We start from the raw sequence: 24,370 nt of genomic DNA on the forward strand, positions 1-24,370 counted from the left end.
GATGAAAGAGACACACAACAGTCAGGCGCGCCTGGACTACCTGAAACAGCAGCTTCCCAAGGAAATTTCCCGAGCCGTTACCGATGCGCTCAAAGAGGATTTGGGAGGCACGTTAGATCCCGCTGCGGACATCACCGCAAGTCTGATCCCAGCCGATGCCCACAACGTCGCGACCATCATCACCCGTGAGCACGGTATCTTCTGCGGGCAAGCCTGGGCCGACGAAGTCTTTCGTCAGTTGGGCGGCGAAGTCACTATCGACTGGCATGTTCAGGACGGTGAAGCGGTCATCCCTAACCAAACCTTATGCACACTGTCGGGTCCGGCACGCATTCTGCTCACCGGCGAGCGCAATGCCATGAACTTTATTCAGACCCTGTCCGGCTGTGCCACAGTGACTGCGCAATACGCCGCTCAGTTGCAAGGCACGCAATGTAAGTTGCTGGACACCCGGAAAACCATTCCAGGCCTGCGCAGCGCGCTCAAATACGCTGTCGCATGCGGCGGAGGGTTCAACCACCGTATCGGCGTATTCGATGCCTATCTGATCAAAGAGAATCACATCATCGCCTGCGGGGGAATCGCCCAAGCGATCAAAACCGCCAAACACCTTAACCCAGGAAAACCGGTTGAGGTGGAGACGGAATCATTGCAAGAGCTGAACCAGGCTATCGGTGCCGGGGCCGACATCATTATGCTGGATAACTTCAGTACCGATATGATGCGTGAAGCAGTGAAAATCAACGCCGGGCGTGCAGCACTGGAAAACTCCGGGAATGTCACCCTCGAGACACTGCGTGAATACGCCGAAACGGGCGTGGATTACATCTCGGTCGGCGCACTGACCAAACACGTCCGAGCGCTGGATTTGTCGATGCGCTTTCAGTAATCGCTGAGCGTTACTCAAAAAAGGAGCCAATGGCTCCTTTTTTGTTTGAGCCTGACCGAAAAATCCTGCAGCTGATATGTCTGTGGTCTCTCACCCTGCTCTACCTTGCTCGCGAACGGCACTTGAGGCGCTAGTCTTCCCGCCTTACCACATCTTACGCTCTGCGCCCACTGCGTTCCCAACAGCAAGGAGCAACCATGCGCACCGCCCATTCCGGATTTACCCTGATCGAACTGATGATCGTCGTGGCGATTATCGGTGTTCTGTCGGCCATTGCGGTACCGGCCTACAAAAGCTATGTCTCCAAAAGTGAGATGGCCTCAGGACTGGCGACAATAAAGTCCCTGATCACCCCAGCCGAGATCTACTATCAGCAGAACAGCTCACTCAGTGGCGCCAGCTTGACCAATGATCTCGGTATCTCTGCCGGGTCCAGCACACTGGGGACTGTCAGCCTCCTCTCATCCAACGATGGTCTGCGTTTTACCTTCAGCGACAGTTCAATCAATGGCGCCACCATTACCTTCAGTCGTGGTACCAGCGGCTGGGGATGTCAGGTCAGTGGGGCTGGCAACGACATCAAACCAAACGGCTGCTCGTGATGTCCGGTTCGTCTCTCGCCGCAGTGTTAAGTCAGGCGGGGTTACTCAACCGTCAGGATGGTGAAGCCCTCCACAACGCACTGCACGAGACACCCCACGCCGCCAATGCCCTGATGGCCCTGACTCATCTTGATCTCGGTCAGTTGGCGCATCAGATTGGCGAGCTGTTTGCTCTGCCGATAATCGAGCTGGCTGACTTCGATTATCAGTCCGTGTGTCAGCGGTTCGCCCTGCGCGAGCTGATATACCGTTATCAGGCGCTGCCGCTGGCCTACGATGCGCAGTGCCTGATTCTGGCGGTCGCAGATCCGTCAGTTAAAGAGGCCGAGAACGAATTCCGTTTTGCCACCGGACTGACGATAGAATACCGAATCGCCCGTGCAGACCATCTGCTGAGTGCCATTCGCCAGTTGTACGGCCGTCATCCAAGTCTGAGCACGTCAGCCAGCAAAGAGGTATCACAGGAAGAGCTGGCCGGGTTGGAAGACAACAGCGCAGCAGAACGCCAGGAAACCGACTTGTTGCGGGAAGATGACTCGCCCGTCAGTCGTTTCATCCACCAGGTTCTGCTGGATGCGGTGCAGCGACAGGCTTCCGATATCCATTTTGAGCCGTATGAACACCAGTATCGTATTCGCCTGCGTTGTGATGGCGTTCTGGTCGACAGCCCGCATTCGGTTAACCACCTCAGCCGCCGCCTGACGGCCCGGCTGAAGATCCTCGCCCGTCTGGATATCGCAGAGCGACGTCTGCCGCAAGATGGCCGCCTCAAGCTACGCCTCAGTGAACAACAGGCGATTGATATGCGCGTCTCGACGTTACCAACCCTGTGGGGTGAAAAAGTGGTGCTGCGCATACTCGATAATCAGGCCACGGCCCTACAGATCACATCGCTTGGGCTCAACGAGAAGCAGCAACAACTGTATCTTGGTGCTCTGAGTAAACCCCAGGGATTGATATTAATCACCGGCCCGACCGGCAGTGGCAAAACGGTGTCGCTGTATGCTGGCCTAAAACACATCAATACCAGCCAGGTCAATATCGCCACCGCAGAAGACCCGGTCGAAATCAATCTGCCGGGTGTCAATCAGGTTCACATTGATTCGGCGATTGGCCTCAATTTCGCGACTGCGCTGCGAGCTTTTTTACGCCAGGATCCGGACATCATCATGGTGGGTGAAATCCGCGACAGTGAAACCGCCCAGATTGCCGTGACCGCCGCGCAAACCGGACATCTGGTACTGTCCACGTTGCACACCAACTCCGCCGCCGAGACGTTAACCCGTCTGACGAACATGGGCATCGCGCCGTATCATCTTTCGGCTTCGTTGTCGCTGATCATCGCGCAGCGTCTGGTGCGCCGGCTCTGCCCCCACTGTAAGCGTACACACGCTCTACCTGAGTACTGGCAACATCAGCTCAATATCGCCCATTCCTGTTTTTCAGCTCATGAGCCCGGCTGCCCTCACTGTACCCATGGCTATTGTGGCCGAATTGGCGTGTATGAAATGATGCCATTGACGGCGCCACTGGCAGACGCGTTGATCGCGCGAGCCAGCAAACATGAACTGGAAACTCTGGCTGTGCAGTCGGGCATGCAGACACTGGTGCAATCGGCTGCGGATCTGCTGCGTCAGGGACACACCAGTCTGGCGGAATTGCAGCGCGTGTTGCACCTTTAAATCGGCAGCAATACGATGACACAACGCAATCCGCGTCAATCCTTAAGTTACTTTCGCTGGCAGGGGCGTGACCAGCATGGCCAAAAACGTGCGGGCTCTCTGCTCGCTGGCAGTGAAAGTGAGGTCCGCCGACATCTCAACGGGCAACACATCCGCTTAGCCCGGATTCGTCCATGTGCCCGGCCACTGCTGAGCCGGTTCACCACCCGGATCGCCTCTCGTGACATTACGCTGTTCACTCGCCAACTCGCAACCATGCTTTCCAGCGGCGTACCGATACTCGACGCTCTCAACCTGGTGCGAGATCATCATCGAAACCACGCAATGCAGGCCCTGCTCAATGGTGTGATTGGCCGGGTGGAAGCCGGCACCCCGTTGTCTGACAGTCTGCGCAGCGCCCTGGGCGCGTTCGATTCGGTGTACATTGCGCTGGTCGCCAGCGCCGAGCAATCCGGCCAGTTAAGTCGCATATTCTGCCGCCTGGCCAGCTACCGGGAAAACAGTGAGCAACTGCGGGCCAAAGTAATTAAAGCCCTGATTTACCCGGCCGTGGTCATCGCAGCCGCCGTGCTGGTCACTTATCTGATGCTGACCATGGTGATCCCAGAGTTCGAAGCCATGTTTCGCGGCTTTGGGGCCCAGCTGCCATGGTTCACACGTCAGGTCATTCATGCCTCAGAACTGATGCGCCAGGCCGGCCTGACGGCGCTCGCTGGCATTTTCCTGGCGATTCTGACACTCAACGCCTTACGCCGCCGCTCTAAGCGGCTGCGACGACGAAGCCATCAATGGGTGTTGAGCTTACCTGTATTTGGTGGGCTACTTCGCAAAGCGGCGCTGGCTCGTTTCAGTCGCACACTCGCCACCAGCTTTGCAGCCGGCGTCCCGATACTGCAATCTCTGCAGGGCGGCGCACGGACTTGCGGCAACCTGCATTATCAGTTCGCCGCCGAGCAGTTGTGTCACGACGCCGCAGCGGGTATTGCCTTGCATCATGCAATGCGTCGGCATCAGGTCTTTCCTGAGCTGATGATTCAGATGGTAATGATTGGCGAACAAGCGGGGCGTCTGGACGAGATGCTCAATAAAGTGGCCGACCTGTACGAACACGACGTCGAAAACAGCGTAGATAACCTGAGTAAACTGATTGAGCCCGTCTTGATCCTGCTACTCGGTGGGCTGGTTGGTGGTCTGGTGATCGCCATGTACTTGCCAATCTTTAATTTAATGAGCGTGTTAGGATAAGATTAGCGACAGACGACAAAATGTCGTATTTTTCTCCTCAAGACGACCAGCCTAACGGCGGACGTGCTTGTAAAGTGGCACGCAACTGAGTTTTTATATGGACATCTTTCACTTTTACCCGTGGCTGTTTCCCGTTTTCGCCACCGTATTTGGCCTGATCATCGGCAGTTTTCTGAACGTGGTGATCCATCGCCTGCCGCAAATTATGGAACGAGAGTGGCGCACGGAATGTGCCGAATCATTTCCGGAATACCAGCTGCCCATCCCAGAAGGCAAGCTGACGCTCAGTATCCCCGCTTCCCGTTGCCCGCACTGCCACGCTCCGATCCGGGTACGCGACAACATTCCCCTGCTCAGTTGGTTGCTCCTTAAAGGACGCTGCCGAACTTGTCAGGCGCGCATCAGTGCCCGCTATCCGTTAGTCGAGCTGCTGAGTGCCAGTTTGTGTCTGGCGATCAGTCTGCGGTTCGGTTTCAGCGATTATGCCATCAGTCTGCTGTTTTTCAGCTTTGTGCTGCTCGCGGCGACTTTCATTGATCTCGACACCATGCTGCTTCCCGATCAACTAACCCTGCCGCTGACCTGGGCCGGTATCGTTCTGGCACTATTGGGTATCAGTCCGGTGTCCTTGCAAGATGCCGTCATTGGTGCCGTCGCCGGCTACCTCTCGCTGTGGCTGGTGTACTGGGGGTTTAAACTGTTGACCGGCAAAGAAGGCATGGGGTACGGCGACTTCAAATTGTTGGCAGCGTTAGGGGCCTGGCTAGGCTGGCAGTCGTTGCCGCTGGTCATTCTGCTCTCTTCCGTGGTGGGCGTCATATTTGGCCTGCTGCAACTGAAATGGCAAAAACAGGGGATCGATAAAGCATTTCCATTCGGTCCGTATCTGGCGATTGCTGGCTGGGTCTGTATGATGTGGGGTTCTCAAATCATGAACCTGTATCTGTCGACACTATTAGGGCTGTAACTATGGCATTGGTAATCGGGCTCACTGGCGGTATCGCCAGTGGGAAAACAACGGTCGCAAACCTGTTTCGCGATCACTTTGGTATTGATGTTATCGACGCCGACGTCGTCGCCCGCGAGGTGGTCGAACCCGGCACACCAGGCCTGAAAGCCATCATCAAACGTTTCGGTGAAGATATTCTGACTCCGGAAGGCCTGCTCAATCGCGCGGCGCTGCGTGAAAAAATTTTTTCTGATCCGGCGGAGAAAAACTGGCTTAACCAATTGCTGCACCCGATGATCCGTCAGAAGATGCGTGATGATCTACAGGAAGTCAGCTCTGCTTACGCTTTACTGGTGATCCCGCTGATGGTAGAAAACGACCTGCAGAGCATGGCTGACCGAGTGCTGGTTGTCGATGTCGAAGAACACACACAAGTCGCGCGTACCATGGTGCGAGACGATGTTTCTGAGCAACAGGCCCGCGCGATCCTTCAAGCACAGGCAAGCCGCGAGCAACGTTTAGCCATTGCTGACGATGTGATTAAAAATGATACTGAAAACCAGAAACTTTTGCCTCAAATCACAAAATTACACCAAAAGTATCTGGCACTCTGTGGGAAAGATCTGTGAGAATAGAGGCATAACAACGTAAGGCTAACTCGATGACCACTCATTACTTTGAACATCCGCTAAACGAGAAAACACGCATGTATCTGCGCGTTGAGTCCCTGCTCAACCAACTGCACGTTTCGTCTCAGTTCACCGATGAGTTACAGCACTTACTGTTTTTCCGCTCTTTGTTCGATCTGCTGGAAATTTTTGAACAGATCCAGTTGAAAAGCGAACTGGCCAAGGACATTGAAAAACAACGCCAGACGTATCGCAACTGGCGCAATGTCGAAGGCGTGGATCAGGAAATGCTGGATCAGATCCTCAGCGAAGTGGACCAGGCCTACAGTGAGTTGATGGGCGCTGAACGATTTGGTCAGAGCTTCAAAGAAGACCGCTTTCTCAGCATGATCCGTCAACGATTCAACCTGCCCGGCGGCGCCTGTTGTTTCGATTTACCAGCGCTTCACCACTGGCTGCACCGCCCGGTAGAGCGCAAAATTGACGATGCCAGTCAGTGGATGCGCAGTCTGGAGCCTCTGGCCAACGCACTGGAGTTGTGGCTCAAATTGACCCGTGAGACCGGTCAGTTTCGTGCCCGGCAGGCACAAGCTGGCTTTTTCCAGAGCGATGCCGACGAAGCCAATATCCTACGTCTCAAAATCCCGGTCGAATATGGGGTCTACCCGATGATATCCGGCCACAAGAATCGCTTCGCGATCAAGTTTATGGATTTTGAAAGCGGTCAGGCCAGCACTCAGAATATTGAATTTGATTTAGCGGTGTGCGGTTAAACCGCTGGCGCCTTCGGTACGGTTGCAATTCCAAGCCGCTGCACCGACAATAACGCAAATTCTGCTATTGGATGGTATCCATGTCGAAAAAACAAACCGTGGTCAAATGCCCGCAATGTGGCGCCGACGTTGAATGGGGTGTGCAAAGCCCATTCCGCCCCTTCTGCAGCAAACAGTGTCAGATGATAGATTTTGGCGAGTGGGCAGACGAAGAGAAATCGATTCCCGGCGCTCCGGACATGTCCGACAGCGATGGCTGGTCAGAAGATCAGTAATCTCGTCATAAATAGGCTGATACCCGGTATCGGCCTTTTTTGTAGGCGCGGTTCACAAGTGCGCGGTATCTGTTACGCACAATAAAAAAACGGAGCCCTGGGGCTCCGTTTTTACGATGAGAACGCTAGTTATAGCATTACTTCTTAGCAAGTTTCTCTTTGATACGAGCAGACTTACCAGAACGCTCACGCAGGTAGTACAGCTTGGCACGACGTACTGCACCGCGGCGTTTAACTTCGATGCTATCAACGATTGGAGAGTGTGTTTGGAACGTACGCTCAACACCTTCACCGTTAGAGATCTTACGTACAGTGAAAGCAGAGTGAAGACCACGGTTACGGATTGCGATTACAACGCCTTCAAAAGCCTGTAGACGCTCACGCTCACCTTCTTTTACTTTAACCTGAACTACAACAGTGTCACCTGGTGCAAATTTAGGCAGGTCTTGTTTCATTTGCTCTTGCTCAAGAGCTTTGATGATGTTACTCATTTTTAAAATTCCTAGAATAAACTGATACTAAATAAAATAGGTTACTGGGTTCTGTGCTCTTTAATGAACTCAGCCAGTAATTGTTCCTGTTCGTCAGTCAGAGCTAGGTTTTCCAGGAGCTCTGGTCTTCTCAGCCAGGTACGGCCCAGCGATTGTTTCAATCGCCAACGACGAATGTCCTTGTGGTTGCCGGATTTGAGCACCGCAGGTACTTCAATCCCATCCAACATCTCAGGACGCGTGTAGTGAGGACAATCCAGTAAGCCATTGGCAAAAGAGTCTTCCTCTGCCGATGCAAAATCCCCCAGCACACCCGGAATGAACCGGGACACCGAGTCGATCAGCGTCATGGCTGGTATCTCACCACCCGTCATCACAAAATCGCCAATTGACCATTCTTCGTCAACTTCCGATTGAATGATGCGCTCATCTACCCCTTCATAGCGGCCGCAAATCAGAAGCAAGTTCTCATTTGTTGCCAGCTCCTCCACACCTTGTTGGTCGAGTTTACGACCTTGCGGAGAGAGATAAATGACTTTCGTCTTGCCCGGTGAGGCTTGTTTGGCTGCATCAATGGCGTCGCGCAAAGGCTGAACCATCATCAACATACCGGGGCCACCACCGTAAGGTCGATCATCGACAGTGCGATGTTTGTCGTGTGTGAAATCACGAGGATTCCAGCAATCAACCGACAAAAGACCTTTTTTTACCGCCTGGCCTGTTACTCCATAATCAGTAACGCTGCGGAACATTTCTGGAAAAAGGCTGATTACGCCAACCCACATTGTTCTGTCGCTCCGTTACTTGGAGTTAAAATCCAGGATCCCAGTCAACTTCGATCCGTTGAGCTTGGCGATCGACTTTTACGATCACTTGCTCTTCAAGGAACGGAATTAAACGTTCCTTTTGTCCGAAAGCATCTTTCAGATTCGCTTTCACTACCAGAACATCGTTCGAGCCGGTTTCTAACATGTCAGTCACCACGCCCAGATCGTAACCTTTCGTGGTCACAACCTGCATTCCGAACAACTCACGCCAGTAGAATTCATCTTCTGACAATTCAGGCAGTACCGCCGGGTCAATTGCAATTTCAAAGTTCGTCAACAGATGCGCGTCTTCACGAATATCCATGCCTTCCAGCTTAGCCACCATGCCTTTGTTATGGCGCTTCCAGCTTTCTACTTTGTACTCGACCCACTCGCCCTTATGGTTCACAAACCAAGGGCTGTAATCGAAAATGCTTTCAGCATTGTCTGTGAAAGAAAAAACTTTAAGCCAGCCACGAATGCCGTAAGTAGCACCAAACTTGCCTACGACGATTTTATCGCCTTGCTTGCTCATTGTTTCTTTACCTTCCATCGAATGTAAGCTATTCAATTAAGCCGCTTTTTGAGCGTCTTTAACCAGCTTAGCTACGCGGTCAGACAGAGATGCGCCTTGACCAACCCAGTGGTTAACGCGATCCAGGTCCAGACGTAGACCTTCTTCTTGACCTTGAGCAGTAGGGTTAAAGAAACCTACTTTCTCGATGAAACGGCCAGTTGCAGAATTGCGGCTGTCCGCTACTACGATTTGATAGAATGGACGCTTTTTAGCGCCGTGACGTGCCAAACGAATGGTTACCATATCGTCCTCTTTGCTTTCTCAAAAATAAAATTAACCCCATTAACCGCTCATTTTACTAAGCAATCTGGGGTCTCGTGCCAAAATAAAGCTCCGGAATTTTACTCTTATTCCGAAGCATTGCAAGGGATTTAGCTACTTTTTCACCAACATAAATCCGGATTTAAGTTTGTGATGTGGCTAACACCCTGAAAATAAACTTGGTGACGAATTCAGCGCCCTTCTCAGCGACCAAACGGGTTAAAACCACCACCGCCGCCCATGCCACCCATCATGCCCTGCATGTTGCGCATCATGCCTTTCATGCCACCTTTCTGCATTTTCTTCATCATCTTCTGCATTTGGGTGAACTGTTTCAGCAGGCGGTTGACGTCCTGAACCTGAGTTCCTGAACCGGCAGCGATACGTTTTTTGCGCGAGCCTTTGATGAGGTCCGGGTTGTGACGCTCTTTCATTGTCATCGAGCTGATGATCGCTTCCATCTGTTTAAAGACTTTGTCATCGACTTTGTCTTTCACATCCGATGGCAATTGCGACATGCCAGGCAGCTTATCCAGCATCCCCATCATGCCACCCATGTTTTGCATCTGACCTAACTGCTCACGGAAATCTTCCAGATCAAAGCCTTTCTTCTCTTTGAACTTCTTGGCCAGTTTTTCCGCTTTTTCCTGGTCAACGTTGCGCTGCAGATCTTCGATCAGTGACAGCACATCGCCCATGCCCAGAATACGCGAGGCAACGCGATCCGGATGGAACGGTTCCAGAGCATCGGTCTTTTCACCCACCCCCAGGAACTTGATCGGTTTGCCTGTGATATGACGCACCGACAGCGCAGCACCGCCGCGGGCATCACCGTCTACTTTCGTCAGGATCACACCGGTCAGTGGCAGTGCATCACCAAACGCTTTCGCCGTATTGGCCGCATCCTGACCTGTCATGGCATCGACCACAAACAGCGTTTCCACCGGGTCTATCGCCGAGTGCAGCTGCTGGATTTCCGCCATCATCTGCTCATCCACCGCCAGACGACCTGCGGTATCGACCAGCAGCACGTCATAGAACTTTTTCTTGGCGTGATCGATGGCAGCGTTCGCAATGTCGATCGGTTTCTGATCCGGTGACGATGGGAAGAAGTCCACCCCCAGATCATTGGCCAGTGTTTCGAGCTGTTTGATCGCCGCCGGGCGATACACGTCTGCCGACACCACCAGCACTTTCTTCTTATCACGCTCTTTCAGTAACTTAGACAGTTTACCGACCGAAGTGGTTTTACCGGCCCCTTGCAAGCCCGCCATCAGAATCACCGCAGGCGGCTGCGCCGCCAGGTTCAGTGCTTCGTTCGACTCGCCCATCACGGCTTCCAGTTCCGCCTGAACGATCTTGATGAACTCTTGCCCCGGAGTCAGGGATTTCGACACTTCCACACCGACGGCGCGCTCTTTCACGCGCTTGATGAACTCACGTACAACTGGCAGCGCGACATCCGCTTCCAGCAGCGCCATGCGTACTTCACGCAGGGTGTCTTTGATGTTCTCTTCGGTCAGACGACCTTTACCGCTGAGATTTTTCAGCGTTTTGGATAATCGATCCGTTAAATTCTCAAACATACTTCTCTCTTCGCTTATAGGCGATTATTGATGCGAGTATACCTTAGCCAGCGGGTGCTGGACACCCGTTATAACAAAGCAAACTTGTTTTGATCTCTCATCTAGCACAATTGGATCTGGATCGAACATAGCCCAAGCGCTTGATGCAAGGTATAATTCGACAATTCACCCAACAGTTTTACGAGAGAAATGGACACCTTAATCGCTGTTGTTGCTGCCATGCTGTACGTGCTGGCGATTGCAACCATAGTTCCGGGTCTGGTGCATCAGACCGGCATCCGAGCCAAAACCGTACTGGTCAGTGCCACGCTTGCTCTTGTGTTTCATGCCTGGCTACTGAGTGATCTGATCCTGGAAGGAACCGGGCAGAATCTGAGCATTCTCAATGTCGCCTCTCTGATCAGCTTTATCATTTCCGTCGTCATGAGTGTTGCGATGCTCAAAACACGGTTGTGGTTCCTGCTGCCTGTGGTTTACAGCTTTGCGGCCATCAACCTTTCCGCCGCGACATTTTTACCCAGCACCTTCATCACGCATCTGGAAACCAATCCGAAACTGCTGATCCACATTTCTCTGGCGCTGTTCTCTTATTCCACCCTGACCATCGGTGCGTTGTACGCTCTACAGTTGGCATGGCTGGATTACAAACTCAAAAGCAAGAAAGCGCTGGCGATCAATCCTAACCTGCCTCCTTTAATGATGGTGGAACGTCAGCTTTTCAAGATCATTCTGATCGGTACGCTTTTGCTGACCGGGACTCTGGTAACAGGCTACGCCTTTGTTCAGGATATGTTCGCGCAGGGCAAAGCCCACAAAGCGATCCTGTCGTTTATCGCCTGGATCGTCTATTCCATCTTGCTGTGGGGGCACTATCAGAAAGGCTGGCGTGGCCGCAAGGTGACCTGGTTTGCCGTCGCGGGGGCGACTCTGCTGACACTGGCCTACTTCGGCAGTCGCTTTGTCCGCGAGATCATTCTGACCTAACCCATTGAGAGAAGGTGCATAAAATGCACCTTTCTTTTACAATACCTACCCCGGCTAGCGAGATTGACATCATGACCTCGTTCGGTCATAACTTAACCAGGACATTTTAAGGATAACGTAAGTTTTGGAAGACATTTCAACGGGTATTTTGTTTGCGATTCTGGCGTGTCTTATCGTCATTTCCGGCTACTTTTCAGGTTCAGAAACCGGCATGATGTCTCTGAACCGTTACCGTCTTAAGCACCTGGCCAACAGTGGCCACAAAGGCGCCAAACGCGTCGAAAAAATGCTCGACCGACCTGACCGCCTCATTGGCCTCATCCTTATCGGCAACAACCTGGTTAACATTCTCGCCTCAGCCATTGCCACCATTCTTGGTATGCGCCTCTACGGGGATATTGGGGTGGCGATCGCCACTGGTGTCCTCACCCTGGTGATCCTGGTGTTTGCCGAAGTGACCCCAAAAACGCTGGCGGCGCTGTACCCGGAACGGGTCTCTTACGCCAGTAGTGTTCTGCTTTCGCTGCTGATGAAACTTTTGTCGCCACTGGTGTTACTGGTCAACTTCATCACCAACGGTTTTATTCGCCTGCTGGGCGTTACTGCGGATCATGGTGGCGCTGACCACCTGAGTTCGGAGGAACTGCGGACCGTCGTTAATGAAGCCGGTGGCCTGATCCCGCGTCGTCACCAGGACATGCTGATCTCGATCCTCGATCTGGAGCATGTTACGGTCAACGACATTATGGTCCCGCGTAACGAGATCACCGGTATCGACATCAATGACGACTGGAAATCGATTGTGCGTCAGTTGACCCACTCACCACACGGCCGCATCGTGCTCTACCGTGACCAAATAGACGAAGCGGTGGGTATGCTGCGTCTGCGTGAAGCGTATCGTCTGATGTTGGAAAAAAATGAATTCAACAAAGAGACACTGCTGCGCGCCGCCGATGAAGTGTACTTCATTCCGGAAAGCACACCGCTCAATGTCCAGTTGCTCAAATTCCAGCGCAACAAGCAACGAATTGGTCTGATTGTCGATGAGTATGGCGATATCAACGGGTTGATCACTCTGGAAGACATTCTGGAAGAGATCGTTGGTGAATTCACCACCTCCATCGCACCAAGTTTGTCGGATGAAATCACCCCACAAGGCGATGGCAGCTTCCTGATTGAGGGCAGTGCTAACATTCGCGATATCAACAAAGGTTTGAAGTGGAAACTGCCCACAGACGGACCACGCACCCTCAACGGTCTGATTCTCGAACACCTGGAAGACATTCCCGAGAGTCACCTCAGTGTGCAGGTGTCCGGCCATCCGATGGAGATTGTTGAGCTGGAAGAGAACCGCATCAAACTGGTGCGCGTCTTCCCGAAACGGCCGAAGAACAAACACTGACCAGCCGTGCAAAAAAAGCCCTGGACATCTTGCCAGGGCTTTTTTGTTCTTCTGCTGCTCAGTCGACTTTCAACTCTTTGAGCATGCTGTCCGGCAACGCCAGTTCGTCATTCCGGTTGACGGCGATCCCGCTGCTAATCACACTCTGAGCGATCTGTTGCGCTTCCTGCAGTGAATGCATTGCGGCGGTACCACACTGGTACTCGTTCAACTCCGGTATCTTATTCTGGCTCTCCACTTTCAGGACATCCTGCATAGCTGCCAGCCAGGCCTGCGCCACACGCGACTCGTCCGGGGTGCCAATCAAACTCATGTAAAAGCCAGTGCGACAGCCCATCGGCGAAATATCGATGATCTCCACGCCATCGCCATTGAGGTGGGCACGCATGAAACCTGCAAACAGATGCTCTAGAGTGTGGATCCCACGTTCCGACAAAATATCCTTATTCGGGATGGTGAATCGCAGATCGAAGACCGTGATCGTGTCGCCTTTTGGTGTCTGCATGGTTTTCGCCACGCGCACCGCCGGGGCATGCATCCGGGTATGATCCACAGTAAAACTATCGAGTAACGGCATTGTCCTTCTCTCCCTGTCCGTATTGACCACTGCTGATATCAGAAAAACCAGCTTCGGTTGTCTTCCAGCTCCTGGCGGCACTGTTTCAGTTGCCAGCCATAATCTTTGGCCTGTTTTTCCACTTTCCTTGCCACCCGCTTCAACGACGGTTTGGCATTGTAGGTTTTGCGCTTATAGCCCCCCCGACCTTCATGATAGGCCAGATACTGGTTATACGGGTCCCACAATGAAACCCCCAGTTGGCGCCGGGTCTCTGTGGTGTACCAGCCAATAAACATCAGTGAGTCATCAAAGTTGCTGCGCGAGCCGCCAGTTCCGGTCGCATCCTGGAAATCGTCCCAGGCTGGATCCTGTGCCTGAGCGTACCCGTACGCGCTACTGACCCGGCCCCAGGGGATAAACCCCAGCAGGTAATCTTTAGGCGGCTTAGCATCGTGACGGAAACTGCTCTCCTGTTTCACAAACGCCATCGCAACATTTATCGGCGTGCCCCACTGCTCCTGCATCGCTAATGCATCTTCATACCAGGACGGCTTTTCGCGGAAAATCTCGCAGATGTTGTTCTGTTGCTTAGGCGGCGCAGTGGCACATCCGGTCAACATCAGGCTCACCAGGCCGGCAACAGCGCATTGAATCGGCGAGATTGTCATCTTATTCCCTTATTTCAGATAAGCAAAATAATCGCTTAAGAACTCATCAAAACTCTGTGTGTCGGCGTCTTCCGCCGCTTTCTGTTTCACACGCGACGCAATGACTTCCTGCTCCATGTGCGATTCGCTGTACACCTTGTACTGATGCGCCAGATGATGCTGACGGTACTCTTTACCCAGCGAACAGCCCACGCCTCCCAGTCCGCCCAGCTCCTTGGTCAGCTCCAACAGCTGCGCTGAAATGGTCAGTTGTGGGTTATCAATCCATTGCTCCAGCTTGTCACACACCGCCTGATAGTCATCAGTGCCGTGCGCAGCGTCCATGTGCTGCGCAATACGCCTCAAATCAGCAAACACCCGTTTGGCCCACGTCTGCAACGTCAGACGCTCACCGTCGCAGCCAATCTGCAGCTCCAGACCAGGCTTGCGGCCTTCGAGTATCACTTTGTTCCAGTTGTCCCGCCAACAGGCTTGCTCACAAAAGTCCATTGGATCTGAGTCCGACAGCACCGCCCAGGTCAGGAACAGATCAAGAAAGCGCACCTGCTCAGGCGTGATACCCACCGGGCTGAAGGGGTTCACATCCAGTGAGCGCACTTCAATGTATTCCACTCCGCCACGCGCCAGCGCTTCCGACGGTTTCTCTCCGCTGCGCGCGACACGCTTCGGCCGGATTGGCGCATAGAGTTCATTTTCAATCTGCAGCACATTAGTATTGAGCTGGCGGTATTCGCCGTCCACTTTGACACCGATTTGCGCAAATTCATCCGAGGGGGTCCGGATCGCCTGATTGAGCCCTTGCAGGTATTCATCCAGGCTGTTAAAGCCGATTTTCAGCGCGCTCTGGGCATGGTTGGTGTAGCCCAGATCACTCAGGCGCAGTGACGTAGACTGCGGCAGAAACAAGGTCTTGCCGATATGTTCAAACGGCAGTCGGGTTTCGCGACCCTGAATAAACGACGGACACAATGCCGGCGATGCGCCAAAGAAAAACGGGATCAGCCAACCAAAGCGGTAGTAGTTCCGAATCAGACCAAAGTATGCCTGGGAGCGGGACACTTCACGCTCATGCTCGCTTTGCTCACCAAACAGCGCATCCCAGAAACTCTCCGGGAAGGAAAAATTGAAGTGCACCCCGGAAATAATTTGCATCAGACTGCCGTAACGGCGTTTGAGACCTTCACGGTACAGGGTTTTCATTTTCCCTGCGTTGGAGCTGCCGTACTGCGCTAAGTTAATGTCGCTTTCATCACCGACATAACACGGCATCGACAACGGCCACATTTTCTCATCCCCCAGCTTGGTCTGGGTAAAGTGATGAATGTCTTCCAACTGGGCCATTAAAGTGTCGATATCGCGTGATACCGGAGTAATAAATTCCAGCAGAGATTCAGAAAAGTCCGTCGTAATCAGGTCATTACTGTATGCCGATCCCAACCCCTGTGGGTGAGGTGTCGTGGCCAGTTTGCCGTCTTGTTGGTATCGCAGAGTCTCTCGCTCTACACCACGGCCAAACTGTTTGAACACTTGCGGGTGTTGGGCGACGACCTCGAGTCGTGCAGCAAAATCAGTCAAAATGAGGTTCGCTTATTATCTGTGCCTGAAGGCTGACTTTCAGGCAGGCTTTGGGTCAATTCGAGGGCAAGCGCTTTTGCCCTCTTTGCACATTCTCTAATTTATGAGGCTACTGGCTCATGATTTCAAGATCTTCCACCGGAATATCCAATTTTTCTAACTGTGGACGTAAGCGCTTTGCATCACCGACGACAATAATTTGATAATCCTTCGGATTAAACCACTTTTTCGCCAGTTGATTGAGCGTCGCTTTGTTCACGCTCGCCACTATCTGGTTGCGCTGTTGCAGATAGTCCGGATCGAGGCTGTACGTCAGGATATTACTGAGCAACTGCGCTTTCTGTGACGGTGTTTCATAACTCAACGCTTCTTGTTGACCGATGGCAAGGCGCATAAATTTCATCTCATCATCCGTCATTCCCTGTTCGCTGTAACGGGCCATCTCTTTACGCAGCTCCTCAATCGACGCCACCGTTGCATCCGCTCTGACCTGAGCATCAAACACCACGGCCCCGACCTCTCGGTTTGCAGCGTAATACGCGCCAGCGCCGTACGTGTAACCTTTATCTTCACGCAGATTCATGTTGATCCGGCTGTTGAAGTTGCCAGCCAGATTGAAGTTCGCCAGGCGCGTCTGGAACACTTCACCCGTGGCATCAAACGGCAAGCCCTGACGCACAAAACGCACCACCGACTGCGGCGCATCAGGTTTGTCGACCAGATAAATACGCTGCTCGCCAAGTGGCTTGACGCTCGCTGGGCCATACAGCGAAGACGGCTCACCTTTTCTGGCCGAGAAGAATTGCAGCGCTTTCGCCACCGACTTTTTACTGATGTCACCCACTACCACTATTTGTGCTCCGTTTGGGGTATAATTCTGACGATAGAACGCTTTGACGTCTTCGAGCGTCAGGCTGCTGATCGACGCCCGGGTGCCGTCGCTGGTGCGGGCGAAAATCGAGTTGCCAAACAACACTTCACGTGTAGCCTGTGAGGCCAGCCAGCTCGGTTTCTGATGCTGATATACGACACCTTCCAGCATCTGACGTTTGACACGCTTGAAGTCCTTTTCGTTGAACACAGGCTTGAACAGCATTTCTTCGACTACCGCCAACGTCTCGCTGACGTGCTTCTTGAGGCTGGAGACACTCAGCGTGGTGGCATACGGACCAGCGTCAATACTGACCACACTGCCCAGTTTATCCAACTTGGCCTGAAGTTGTTCAACACTGTGCTCCGTGGTGCCTTCCTGCAACAAAGACGCCGTCAGGTTGGCCAGCCCTTCTTTGCCTTGCGCGACTTGGCGCTCTCCTGCCGGCAGACGGAACTGAATCTGTACGGTGGGCGTTTCTGAGCTTTGCGTTCCCAGCACTTCAGTCCCATTAGCCAAATACAACTCGTACAACTCCGGCATGGTGGCTTTGACTGGCTCAGCCACCGCTGGCATCACCGCGCGGTCAAAATCATCGCTGACTTGACGAAAGTTGAGTTGATCATCACGGATTTTTTGATACTCGGGCAAACTGCGCGGCGGCGTGACAAAATCAGCTTTACGCACAGCAAAGTCGGTTTTACCACGTGGGACAACGCTCAGCGTTACTTTCGGATGACCATTAAGGAAATCTTGATAAGCCGCCATGACTGAGTCTGGCGTAACGGCGCGAATTTGATCCAATTTGGCCTGCAATCGATCAGGTTGGCCATAAAACGTCTGGTTGGACGCCAGTTGCGTCACTTTGCCTCGAACACTCTGCAGCGCAAACACAGCATTGGCTTCCGCCATACCGGAGATTTGCTCCAGCCGGTCGTTGTCCACTCCTTGTTGGGCAAAACCGCTGAGCGTTTGCATCACTTCATTGTACAGCGGTTTGAGCTGGCCTTTTTCCCCTGACGGCGCCATGGCATAGACGTAGAAATTACACGCCAACTCGGCGCAGTCATGAAACGCACCGGCGTCGACCGCTTTCTGCGTTTTGACCAGCTTCTGATACAACAAACTGTTGGCGCCATTTCCGAGGACATTCGCCAACGCGTCCAGCGACGCCTGTGTTTCCTCACCACGATAGGTAGTCGGCCACCCAATCAGCACCATTGGCTGCTGAATGCGATCTTCCATCGTCACGTAACGATCGTTGGGTAAAACGGCCGGCTGTTTCGGTGCGTTATCCACTTGTGGCCCTTTTGGAATAGAACCAAAGTATTTGTTGACCCATGCCAGCGTCTGCTTGATATCAATGTCCCCACCAATCGACAACACCGCGTTATTGGGGCCATACCAACGCAAGAAGAAAGCTTTAAGATCATTCACATCCACCCGATCCAAATCTTCAACGTATCCGATGGTCTGCCAGGAATACGGATGTCCTTCCGGATACATGGCTTCGGCCATTTTCTCCCACATGGTGCCGTAAGGCCGGTTGTCAAAATTCTGTGCGCGTTCGTTTTTCACCGTATCACGCTGAATTTCAAATTTGCGCTGTGAGACGGCATCCAACAGGAACCCCATGCGATCCGATTCCAGCCATAACATTTTTTCCAGTTGGTTAGATGGCACGGTTTCGAAATAGTTAGTCCGGTCGCGGTTGGTGGTGCCGTTGAGCGTCCCACCCGCTTCGGTGATCAGTTTAAAGTGTTGCTGATCGCCAACGTGCTTCGAGCCCTGGAACATCATATGCTCAAAAAAGTGAGCAAAGCCGGACTTTCCGACTTCTTCCCGCGCCGAGCCGACATGATAAGTAACATCAACATGCACCAGCGGATCAGAATGATCGGGAGACAAAATGACCGTCAGGCCGTTCTCCAATTGATATTTCGAATAGGGAATCATCACCTTACCCGGCTGGGCAGGGACGTTTTCCACCAAAGTGACGCCTGATGGCAATGAAGATGAGGCGAGCGAGGTAGGGGCGTCAGAATTCGAGCATCCGTACAGAGCGATAACAGAAAACGCACCAAGCCAGAATTTCCTCATGACTTCTCCTTAAAAAAAACCGTAATACACAGCGGCAAGCGCACCATAACGCAGCGCTTTACCGACAAAAATCAAAATCAGACTCGGCACAAAACGCATTCTGAGCCAGCCCGCAGCCAAACACAGCGGGTCGCCCACAACGGGCAGCCAACTGAGTAACAGAGACCAGTAGCCGTACTTATTTAACCAATACAGAGCTTTATGACCATGTTTTTGGTCTTGAGTTCGATTGGGTAGCCACCAACCTAACCAGTAGTTGGTCAGACCGCCGAGCGTGTTACCTAAAGTCGCGGTCAATATCACCCAGCCGGGAGCATACTGATGAAGAGATAAGGTGACGATCAGCCCCGCTTCCGAGCCACCGGGTAACAGAGTCGCACTGAGAAATCCGCTGAAAAAGAGTACCCACAAAGCCGAATCCGAGAACCACAGCGCCATGTTCTCAAATCCGGCGTTGAACGCCTCAATCATTGCATTTTGAGCAATAGCTTTCCGCGGGTGCGGCCGGACTCAATCTGCTCATGAGCCTGAGCCGCCTGTTCGAGGGGATAGATATGTTGAATTTCCGTTTTGAGCAGGCCAACACTGACCATATACAGCAAGGTCTCCATTTGCTCTGGATTGGGGTCAACCAACATGCCGGTCGCCTCAAAACCGAGCAGTTTGGCTTTTTCACAAATCAACTCTGCTGTCAGCGTCGGCACCGTCACTACGCGGGCCTCGTCTTTGAGGCATTTCAGCGCGTCCAGTGCTGCGTCCCCACCGACCAGGTCGATGAGTACGTCCACATCACTAAGGCGCTCTGACACCGGGGCAAACTGATAGTTGACCGCGTGAGCGCCGAGTGTCGCCAGATAGTCGAGATTGCGTTCGCTGCAGGTAGTGTAGACTTCTGCTTTCGCAGCTACGGCGATTTGAACCGCCAGATGCCCGACACCACCCGCGCCCGCCAGGATCAGTACCCGGTCGCCTTCTTTGACCTGCGCTTTGTTCAGCGCCTGCGCCGCCGTTTGTCCGGCCAATGGCAGCGCCGCGGCAGCCTCCAATGTCACCGCGTCCGGTACACGGCTCAGCGCCTGACTGGGTACCGCGACATACTGACTGTACCCCCCTCCGGTCAACGGGAAACCAATGAAGCCCGCCACGTTGTCTCCGAGGGCAAAACGAGTCACGCCCTGTCCCACGGCAATCACTTTGCCCGCGACATCGTAACCCGGAACCCAAGGCAGTTTGTCCTTATTCTGCGCTGCTGCCCAGCCCAAACCTGCACGGGTCTTCACATCAATCGGATTGACGCCTGCAAATGCGACCTGGATCAGCACGTCTCCCGGCTGCGGCTCGGGTGTCGCAGAAGTTTGAAGGGCCAAGACATCACTGCCGCCAAATTGGGTAATCGCAATCTGCTTGTTTTCCATTTTGTTATTCCCTGTGCAAAAAGAAAAAGGGATGCGAAAGCATCCCTTTGAATATATAACATTTATCACCATTACGTGAATGGGCTTGGTGACAATTTCACCGACAATTTACCCAACCAGCGCCAGCAAAATACCGGCGGCCACGGCCGACCCCAGCACCCCGGCTACATTCGGCCCCATGGCGTGCATCAACAGGAAGTTCTGTGAGTTGGCTTGAAGGCCCACTTTATTCACCACCCGCGCCGCCATCGGCACTGCGGAAACCCCAGCCGCCCCAATCAGTGGGTTAATGTCTTCTTTGGAGAACTTATTCAGCAGTTTGGCCATTAAGACCCCAGCCGCCGTACCGATACTGAACGCCACTGCGCCCAGCGCCAGAATACCCAGCGTTTCCAGGTTGAGGAACTTATCCGCTTGCAGTTTCGATCCCACGCCGAGTCCGAGGAAGATCGTCACAATGTTGATCAGCTCGTTTTGTGCTGTTTTGGACAATCGCTCCACCACACCCGCTTCGCGCATCAGGTTGCCAAGACAGAACATGCCAACCAACGGGGTCGCCGACGGCAGAAACAGAATGGTCATCAGCAACACCGCCAGCGGAAACAGAACTTTCTCCATTTTGCCGACGTGGCGCAACTGCGCCATCTGAATCTTACGCTCCTGCTCATTGGTCAGCGCTTTCATGATGGGGGGTTGAATGATCGGCACCAGCGCCATGTAACTGTACGCCGCCACGGCAATCGCGCCCAGCAGCTCCGGCGACAACCGGCTGGCAAGGAAAATCGCCGTCGGGCCATCCGCCCCCCCGATGATGGCAATCGAAGCCGCGTCCGCCATACTGAACTCCATACCAGGCACGTAGTTCAGCAAGATCGCACCAAACAGGGTGGCAAAAATGCCGAACTGCGCCGCCGCGCCTAACCACAGGGTTTTCGGGTTAGCAATCAGTGCGCCGAAATCGGTCATTGCGCCAACGCCCATGAAGATCAGCAGCGGGAACACTCCTGACTCAATCCCCACATGGTAGACGTAATAGAGCAAGCCTCCCGGTTCCGTGAATCCGGCATTCGGGATGTTGGCCAGTATCGCACCGAACCCGATCGGCAACAGCAACAGAGGCTCAAAACCTTTGCGAATCGCCAGAAACAGCAACAGACAGCCCACCAGAATCATACAGATCTGGCCAAGCTGGAAATTGGCGATACCCGTTTCGCGCCACAGGGTCAATAATCCGTCCATGATGATCCCTTACGCTAAGCTCAGCAGTGGTGCGCCAACCGTGACGGAATCACCCTCTTTGACATGCAGATCCTGCACGACACCGCCCCGCGCAGCGCGCACTTCGGTCTCCATCTTCATCGCTTCGAGGATCAGCAATACGTCGCCTTCCGCAACCTGCGCCCCGGCCTGAACATTCACTTTGAAGATATTACCCGCTAACGGAGCCGGTACCGCTTCGGCACTGCTGGCCACCGCAGGTTGAGCCGCAGCGGCGGTTTGCCCTGCTGGCATCACTGAGGTCAGTTGCCCCTGAGGCCCCACTTCGACGTCGTACACCTGACCGTCGACTTTGACACTGTACGTTTCAATGCCACCTGCAGGCTTTGCAACTGGCGCCGCAGCCTGCTGCGCCGATTCCAGAGTAGGAGCCGGCTCAAACGCCTGCGGATTGTTGCGGTTCTTAAGAAACTTCAACCCCACCTGCGGGAACAGCGCGTAGGTCAACACATCATCCACCACATCCTCGGCCAGCGAAATGCCCTCGGCTTTGGCTTTGGTCAACAGATCGTCCGTCAACATATCCAGCTCAGCCGTCAATAAGTCCGCCGGACGACAAGTGATCGGCTCCGCCCCATCCAGCACTTTCGCCTGCAGCTCTTGATTGAGCTCAGCTGGCGCCGCGCCGTACTCGCCTTTCAATACGCCGGCAGTTTCTTTGGTGATGCTCTTATAGCGCTCACCGGTCAGCACGTTAATCACCGCCTGAGTACCGACAATCTGCGAGGTAGGAGTCACCAACGGGATGAAACCCAAATCCGCACGCACGCGTGGGATCTCTTCCAGCACTTCGTCAATACGATCCGCTGCGCCCTGCTCTTTCAACTGACTTTCCATGTTGGTCAGCATCCCACCAGGCACCTGAGCAATCAGAATACGTGAGTCGACCCCTTTCAATTGACCTTCAAACTGCGCGTATTTTTTGCGCACATCACGGAAATAGGCCGCAATCGGCTCCAGTTGATCAAGTTTCAACTGCGTATCACGCTCCGTCCCTTCCAGCATCGCGACCACCGTTTCGGTTGGTGTATGGCCGTATGTGCTGCTCATGGAGGAAATTGCGGTGTCGAGGATATCCACACCCGCTTCTGCCGCTTTGACCGCCGTGGCTGTCGACAGCCCCGTCGTCGCATGGCAATGCAACGCGAGCGGAACCGCACACGATGCTTTGATCCGGGTGATCAACTCTTCCGCTTCATATGGTTTAAGCAACCCGGACATGTCTTTGATACACAAAGAATGACAGCCCAGATCTTCGAGGCGTTTGGCCAGATCCACCCAGGTGTTTGTATTGTGCACCGGACTGGTGGTGTACGACAGGGTACCTTGTGCATGTGCGCCGACATCCACCGCCGCCTTCACCGCGCGCTGAAAGTTTCGGACATCGTTCATCGCATCAAAAATACGAAACACATCCATGCCATTGGCATGTGCACGTTCGACGAATTTTTCCACCACGTCGTCAGCATAGTGACGATAACCAAGCAGGTTCTGTCCTCGCAACAGCATCTGCATCGGTGTGTTGGGCATGGCTTTCTTCAGCTCACGCAGACGTTCCCACGGATCTTCGCCCAGAAAACGAATACACGCATCAAACGTGGCCCCGCCCCAGGTTTCCAACGACCAATATCCGATTTTATCCAGTTGAGCTGCAATTGGCAGCATGTCTTCAAGTCGCATACGGGTGGCGAACAGAGACTGATGGGCGTCACGAAGCACCACATCGGTAATAGCTAGTGGTTTTGACATGTTCTTAAACTCCTTTTAAATCGTACGACGTCTATTTAACGGCTTGAGCCCGATGTTGGTGAACGGCCGCAGAAATAGCCGCAACCACCTGAGGCTGAACCTTGGTCGAAGACGATTGAACATTATTGTTATTATGAGGGGTAGCGATCGGCTCTGGCACTTCTTCTGGTACCAGTTTGGACATCAGCCGAACGAGATAGACAAGAATGGTGAGGAATAGAAAGACAAACGCCATCCCTGTAAACATCAGGGTTGCCGCGTCCTCTAGCAGGCTTCCAATATTAGTCATGTAGCTTCCTTTCGTTTGTCATCCTGACAAGACACTGTCTGGATTTGTACAAAAAACGATCCCGACAAGTGGATAAGGATTATCTCGACTGGTAAAAAATTGTCAATTTTGTTTAAGGCCACCTGACTGGCAATCCACACATACGGTGAATAATTCGTCATATAAATCACATATCAGTGAAATATTTGCCAGAAATCGCCGGTTTAACAGGTTAATACAACCACATTAAGTAAAAAAAGTGAGGAATACTGAGAGGCAGTTAGAAAATTAAAGAAGTACCATTTAAAACAATAGGTTGTAATTAAACGGTTAACAATAAGCTATCAAATTGTTGGCAATAAAAAAGCCTCGCAAATGCGAGGCTTTGTAAGATGGCGCGCTCGGGAGGATTCGAACCTCCGACCGCCTGGTTCGTAGCCAGGTACTCTATCCAGCTGAGCTACGAGCGCGCTGTTTTCGATATCGACACAGTCAATATCAGGTCAATGACCTAACTCTTCGCTTTAAAAAAGAGTGGCGCGTCCTGGAGGATTCGAACCTCCGACCGCCTGGTTCGTAGCCAGGTACTCTATCCAGCTGAGCTAAGGACGCACGGGATGTTCAATCAGCTTTTGCAAACTCATCAAACTGAAATAATGGCGCGCTCGGGAGGATTCGAACCTCCGACCGCCTGGTTCGTAGCCAGGTACTCTATCCAGCTGAGCTACGAGCGCGC

General features: G+C 53.1%; 24 protein-coding genes and 3 tRNA genes. 10 read left to right on the top strand and 17 right to left on the bottom strand.

Features of this window, described 5'->3' with window-relative positions; genetic code table 11:
* Nucleotide 1: 1 nt before the first annotated feature.
* The 8 genes from nadC to yacG all read left to right on the top strand — a co-directional run bounded on the left by nadC (nucleotide 2) and on the right by yacG (nucleotide 7,044).
* Complete coding sequence (nadC, locus tag CAG64_RS03090) at nucleotides 2-889, top strand: carboxylating nicotinate-nucleotide diphosphorylase (RefSeq protein WP_161488600.1); 888 nt, start codon at nucleotides 2-4, stop codon at nucleotides 887-889.
* Nucleotides 890-1,086: 197 nt separating this feature from the next.
* Nucleotides 1,087-1,491, top strand: a complete 405-nt coding sequence (locus CAG64_RS03095) for a pilin (protein ID WP_021705754.1) — start codon at nucleotides 1,087-1,089, stop codon at nucleotides 1,489-1,491.
* Complete coding sequence (gene pilB / locus CAG64_RS03100) at nucleotides 1,440-3,173, top strand: type IV-A pilus assembly ATPase PilB (protein ID WP_237668233.1); 1,734 nt, start codon at nucleotides 1,440-1,442, stop codon at nucleotides 3,171-3,173. Before CAG64_RS03095 ends, pilB begins: the two co-directional genes overlap by 52 nt.
* Before the next feature lie 15 nt (nucleotides 3,174-3,188).
* Nucleotides 3,189-4,418, top strand: a complete 1,230-nt coding sequence (locus CAG64_RS03105) for a type II secretion system F family protein (protein WP_161488599.1) — start codon at nucleotides 3,189-3,191, stop codon at nucleotides 4,416-4,418.
* Nucleotides 4,419-4,515: 97 nt separating this feature from the next.
* A complete protein-coding gene (locus tag CAG64_RS03110; RefSeq protein WP_161488598.1) occupies nucleotides 4,516-5,385 on the top strand; it encodes a prepilin peptidase in 870 nt (289 codons plus the stop codon).
* 2 nt (nucleotides 5,386-5,387) lie between these two features.
* On the top strand, nucleotides 5,388-5,996 hold the full coding sequence (gene coaE / locus CAG64_RS03115) for a dephospho-CoA kinase (protein ID WP_021705758.1): 609 nt from the start codon (nucleotides 5,388-5,390) through the stop codon (nucleotides 5,994-5,996).
* A 32-nt stretch (nucleotides 5,997-6,028) separates the two neighbouring features.
* Nucleotides 6,029-6,769, top strand: a complete 741-nt coding sequence (gene zapD / locus CAG64_RS03120; protein ID WP_021705759.1) for a cell division protein ZapD — start codon at nucleotides 6,029-6,031, stop codon at nucleotides 6,767-6,769.
* 80 nt (nucleotides 6,770-6,849) lie between these two features.
* On the top strand, nucleotides 6,850-7,044 hold the full coding sequence (yacG, locus tag CAG64_RS03125) for a DNA gyrase inhibitor YacG (protein WP_161488597.1): 195 nt from the start codon (nucleotides 6,850-6,852) through the stop codon (nucleotides 7,042-7,044).
* 137 nt (nucleotides 7,045-7,181) lie between these two features.
* Here the strand turns inward: yacG and rplS are convergent, their stop codons facing one another.
* The 5 genes from rplS to ffh all read right to left on the bottom strand — a co-directional run bounded on the left by rplS (nucleotide 7,182) and on the right by ffh (nucleotide 10,765).
* Complete coding sequence (rplS, locus tag CAG64_RS03130; RefSeq protein ID WP_021705761.1) at nucleotides 7,182-7,535, bottom strand: 50S ribosomal protein L19; 354 nt, start codon at nucleotides 7,533-7,535, stop codon at nucleotides 7,182-7,184.
* Between the two features lie 41 nt (nucleotides 7,536-7,576).
* Nucleotides 7,577-8,320: a tRNA (guanosine(37)-N1)-methyltransferase TrmD gene (trmD, locus tag CAG64_RS03135; protein WP_161488596.1), complete on the bottom strand. Its 744-nt coding sequence runs from the start codon at nucleotides 8,318-8,320 to the stop codon at nucleotides 7,577-7,579.
* 25 nt (nucleotides 8,321-8,345) lie between these two features.
* Nucleotides 8,346-8,894, bottom strand: coding sequence for a ribosome maturation factor RimM (rimM, locus tag CAG64_RS03140; protein WP_021705763.1), 549 nt, complete (start codon nucleotides 8,892-8,894; stop codon nucleotides 8,346-8,348).
* A gap of 18 nt (nucleotides 8,895-8,912) precedes the next feature.
* Nucleotides 8,913-9,161, bottom strand: a complete 249-nt coding sequence (gene rpsP / locus CAG64_RS03145; RefSeq protein ID WP_021705764.1) for a 30S ribosomal protein S16 — start codon at nucleotides 9,159-9,161, stop codon at nucleotides 8,913-8,915.
* A 221-nt stretch (nucleotides 9,162-9,382) separates the two neighbouring features.
* Complete coding sequence (gene ffh / locus CAG64_RS03150) at nucleotides 9,383-10,765, bottom strand: signal recognition particle protein (RefSeq protein ID WP_021705765.1); 1,383 nt, start codon at nucleotides 10,763-10,765, stop codon at nucleotides 9,383-9,385.
* Between the two features lie 189 nt (nucleotides 10,766-10,954).
* Here ffh and CAG64_RS03155 point away from each other — a divergent pair, with 189 nt between their 5' ends.
* Both CAG64_RS03155 and CAG64_RS03160 read left to right on the top strand, forming a co-directional pair.
* A complete protein-coding gene (locus CAG64_RS03155) occupies nucleotides 10,955-11,749 on the top strand; it encodes a cytochrome C assembly family protein (protein WP_021705766.1) in 795 nt (264 codons plus the stop codon).
* A 124-nt stretch (nucleotides 11,750-11,873) separates the two neighbouring features.
* Complete coding sequence (locus CAG64_RS03160; protein WP_161452751.1) at nucleotides 11,874-13,151, top strand: HlyC/CorC family transporter; 1,278 nt, start codon at nucleotides 11,874-11,876, stop codon at nucleotides 13,149-13,151.
* Between the two features lie 58 nt (nucleotides 13,152-13,209).
* Here CAG64_RS03160 and luxS read toward each other — a convergent pair whose 3' ends face one another.
* From luxS to CAG64_RS03220, 12 genes are all read right to left on the bottom strand, one after another.
* On the bottom strand, nucleotides 13,210-13,728 hold the full coding sequence (luxS, locus tag CAG64_RS03165) for an S-ribosylhomocysteine lyase (RefSeq protein ID WP_161452749.1): 519 nt from the start codon (nucleotides 13,726-13,728) through the stop codon (nucleotides 13,210-13,212).
* A 38-nt stretch (nucleotides 13,729-13,766) separates the two neighbouring features.
* Entirely contained in the window at nucleotides 13,767-14,378 is a 612-nt protein-coding gene (locus tag CAG64_RS03170; RefSeq protein WP_161488595.1) for a transglycosylase SLT domain-containing protein, read from the bottom strand.
* A 9-nt stretch (nucleotides 14,379-14,387) separates the two neighbouring features.
* Entirely contained in the window at nucleotides 14,388-15,953 is a 1,566-nt protein-coding gene (gshA, locus tag CAG64_RS03175; protein WP_161488594.1) for a glutamate--cysteine ligase, read from the bottom strand.
* Between the two features lie 109 nt (nucleotides 15,954-16,062).
* Nucleotides 16,063-18,924, bottom strand: a complete 2,862-nt coding sequence (locus tag CAG64_RS03180; protein ID WP_161488593.1) for a M16 family metallopeptidase — start codon at nucleotides 18,922-18,924, stop codon at nucleotides 16,063-16,065.
* Nucleotides 18,925-18,933: 9 nt separating this feature from the next.
* Complete coding sequence (locus CAG64_RS03185) at nucleotides 18,934-19,395, bottom strand: YqaA family protein (protein ID WP_161452743.1); 462 nt, start codon at nucleotides 19,393-19,395, stop codon at nucleotides 18,934-18,936.
* A complete protein-coding gene (locus CAG64_RS03190; RefSeq protein WP_021705773.1) occupies nucleotides 19,392-20,339 on the bottom strand; it encodes an NADP-dependent oxidoreductase in 948 nt (315 codons plus the stop codon). Before CAG64_RS03190 ends, CAG64_RS03185 begins: the two co-directional genes overlap by 4 nt.
* A gap of 108 nt (nucleotides 20,340-20,447) precedes the next feature.
* Nucleotides 20,448-21,578 (bottom strand): sodium ion-translocating decarboxylase subunit beta, encoded by a 1,131-nt coding sequence (locus CAG64_RS03195; protein ID WP_021705774.1) that lies wholly within the window; start codon nucleotides 21,576-21,578, stop codon nucleotides 20,448-20,450.
* A 9-nt stretch (nucleotides 21,579-21,587) separates the two neighbouring features.
* A complete protein-coding gene (gene oadA / locus CAG64_RS03200) occupies nucleotides 21,588-23,366 on the bottom strand; it encodes a sodium-extruding oxaloacetate decarboxylase subunit alpha (protein ID WP_161452741.1) in 1,779 nt (592 codons plus the stop codon).
* A 31-nt stretch (nucleotides 23,367-23,397) separates the two neighbouring features.
* Complete coding sequence (locus CAG64_RS03205) at nucleotides 23,398-23,655, bottom strand: oxaloacetate decarboxylase subunit gamma (protein WP_161452739.1); 258 nt, start codon at nucleotides 23,653-23,655, stop codon at nucleotides 23,398-23,400.
* Between the two features lie 372 nt (nucleotides 23,656-24,027).
* Nucleotides 24,028-24,104: transfer RNA gene (locus tag CAG64_RS03210), tRNA-Arg, on the bottom strand.
* A gap of 65 nt (nucleotides 24,105-24,169) precedes the next feature.
* A tRNA-Arg gene (locus CAG64_RS03215) sits at nucleotides 24,170-24,246 on the bottom strand.
* Between the two features lie 45 nt (nucleotides 24,247-24,291).
* Nucleotides 24,292-24,368, bottom strand: a tRNA-Arg gene (locus tag CAG64_RS03220).
* Nucleotides 24,369-24,370 lie beyond the last annotated feature (2 nt).

Source organism: Vibrio sp. V38_P2S17PM301 (assembly GCF_009904845.1).
GTDB classification, from domain to species: domain Bacteria; phylum Pseudomonadota; class Gammaproteobacteria; order Enterobacterales; family Vibrionaceae; genus Vibrio; species Vibrio proteolyticus.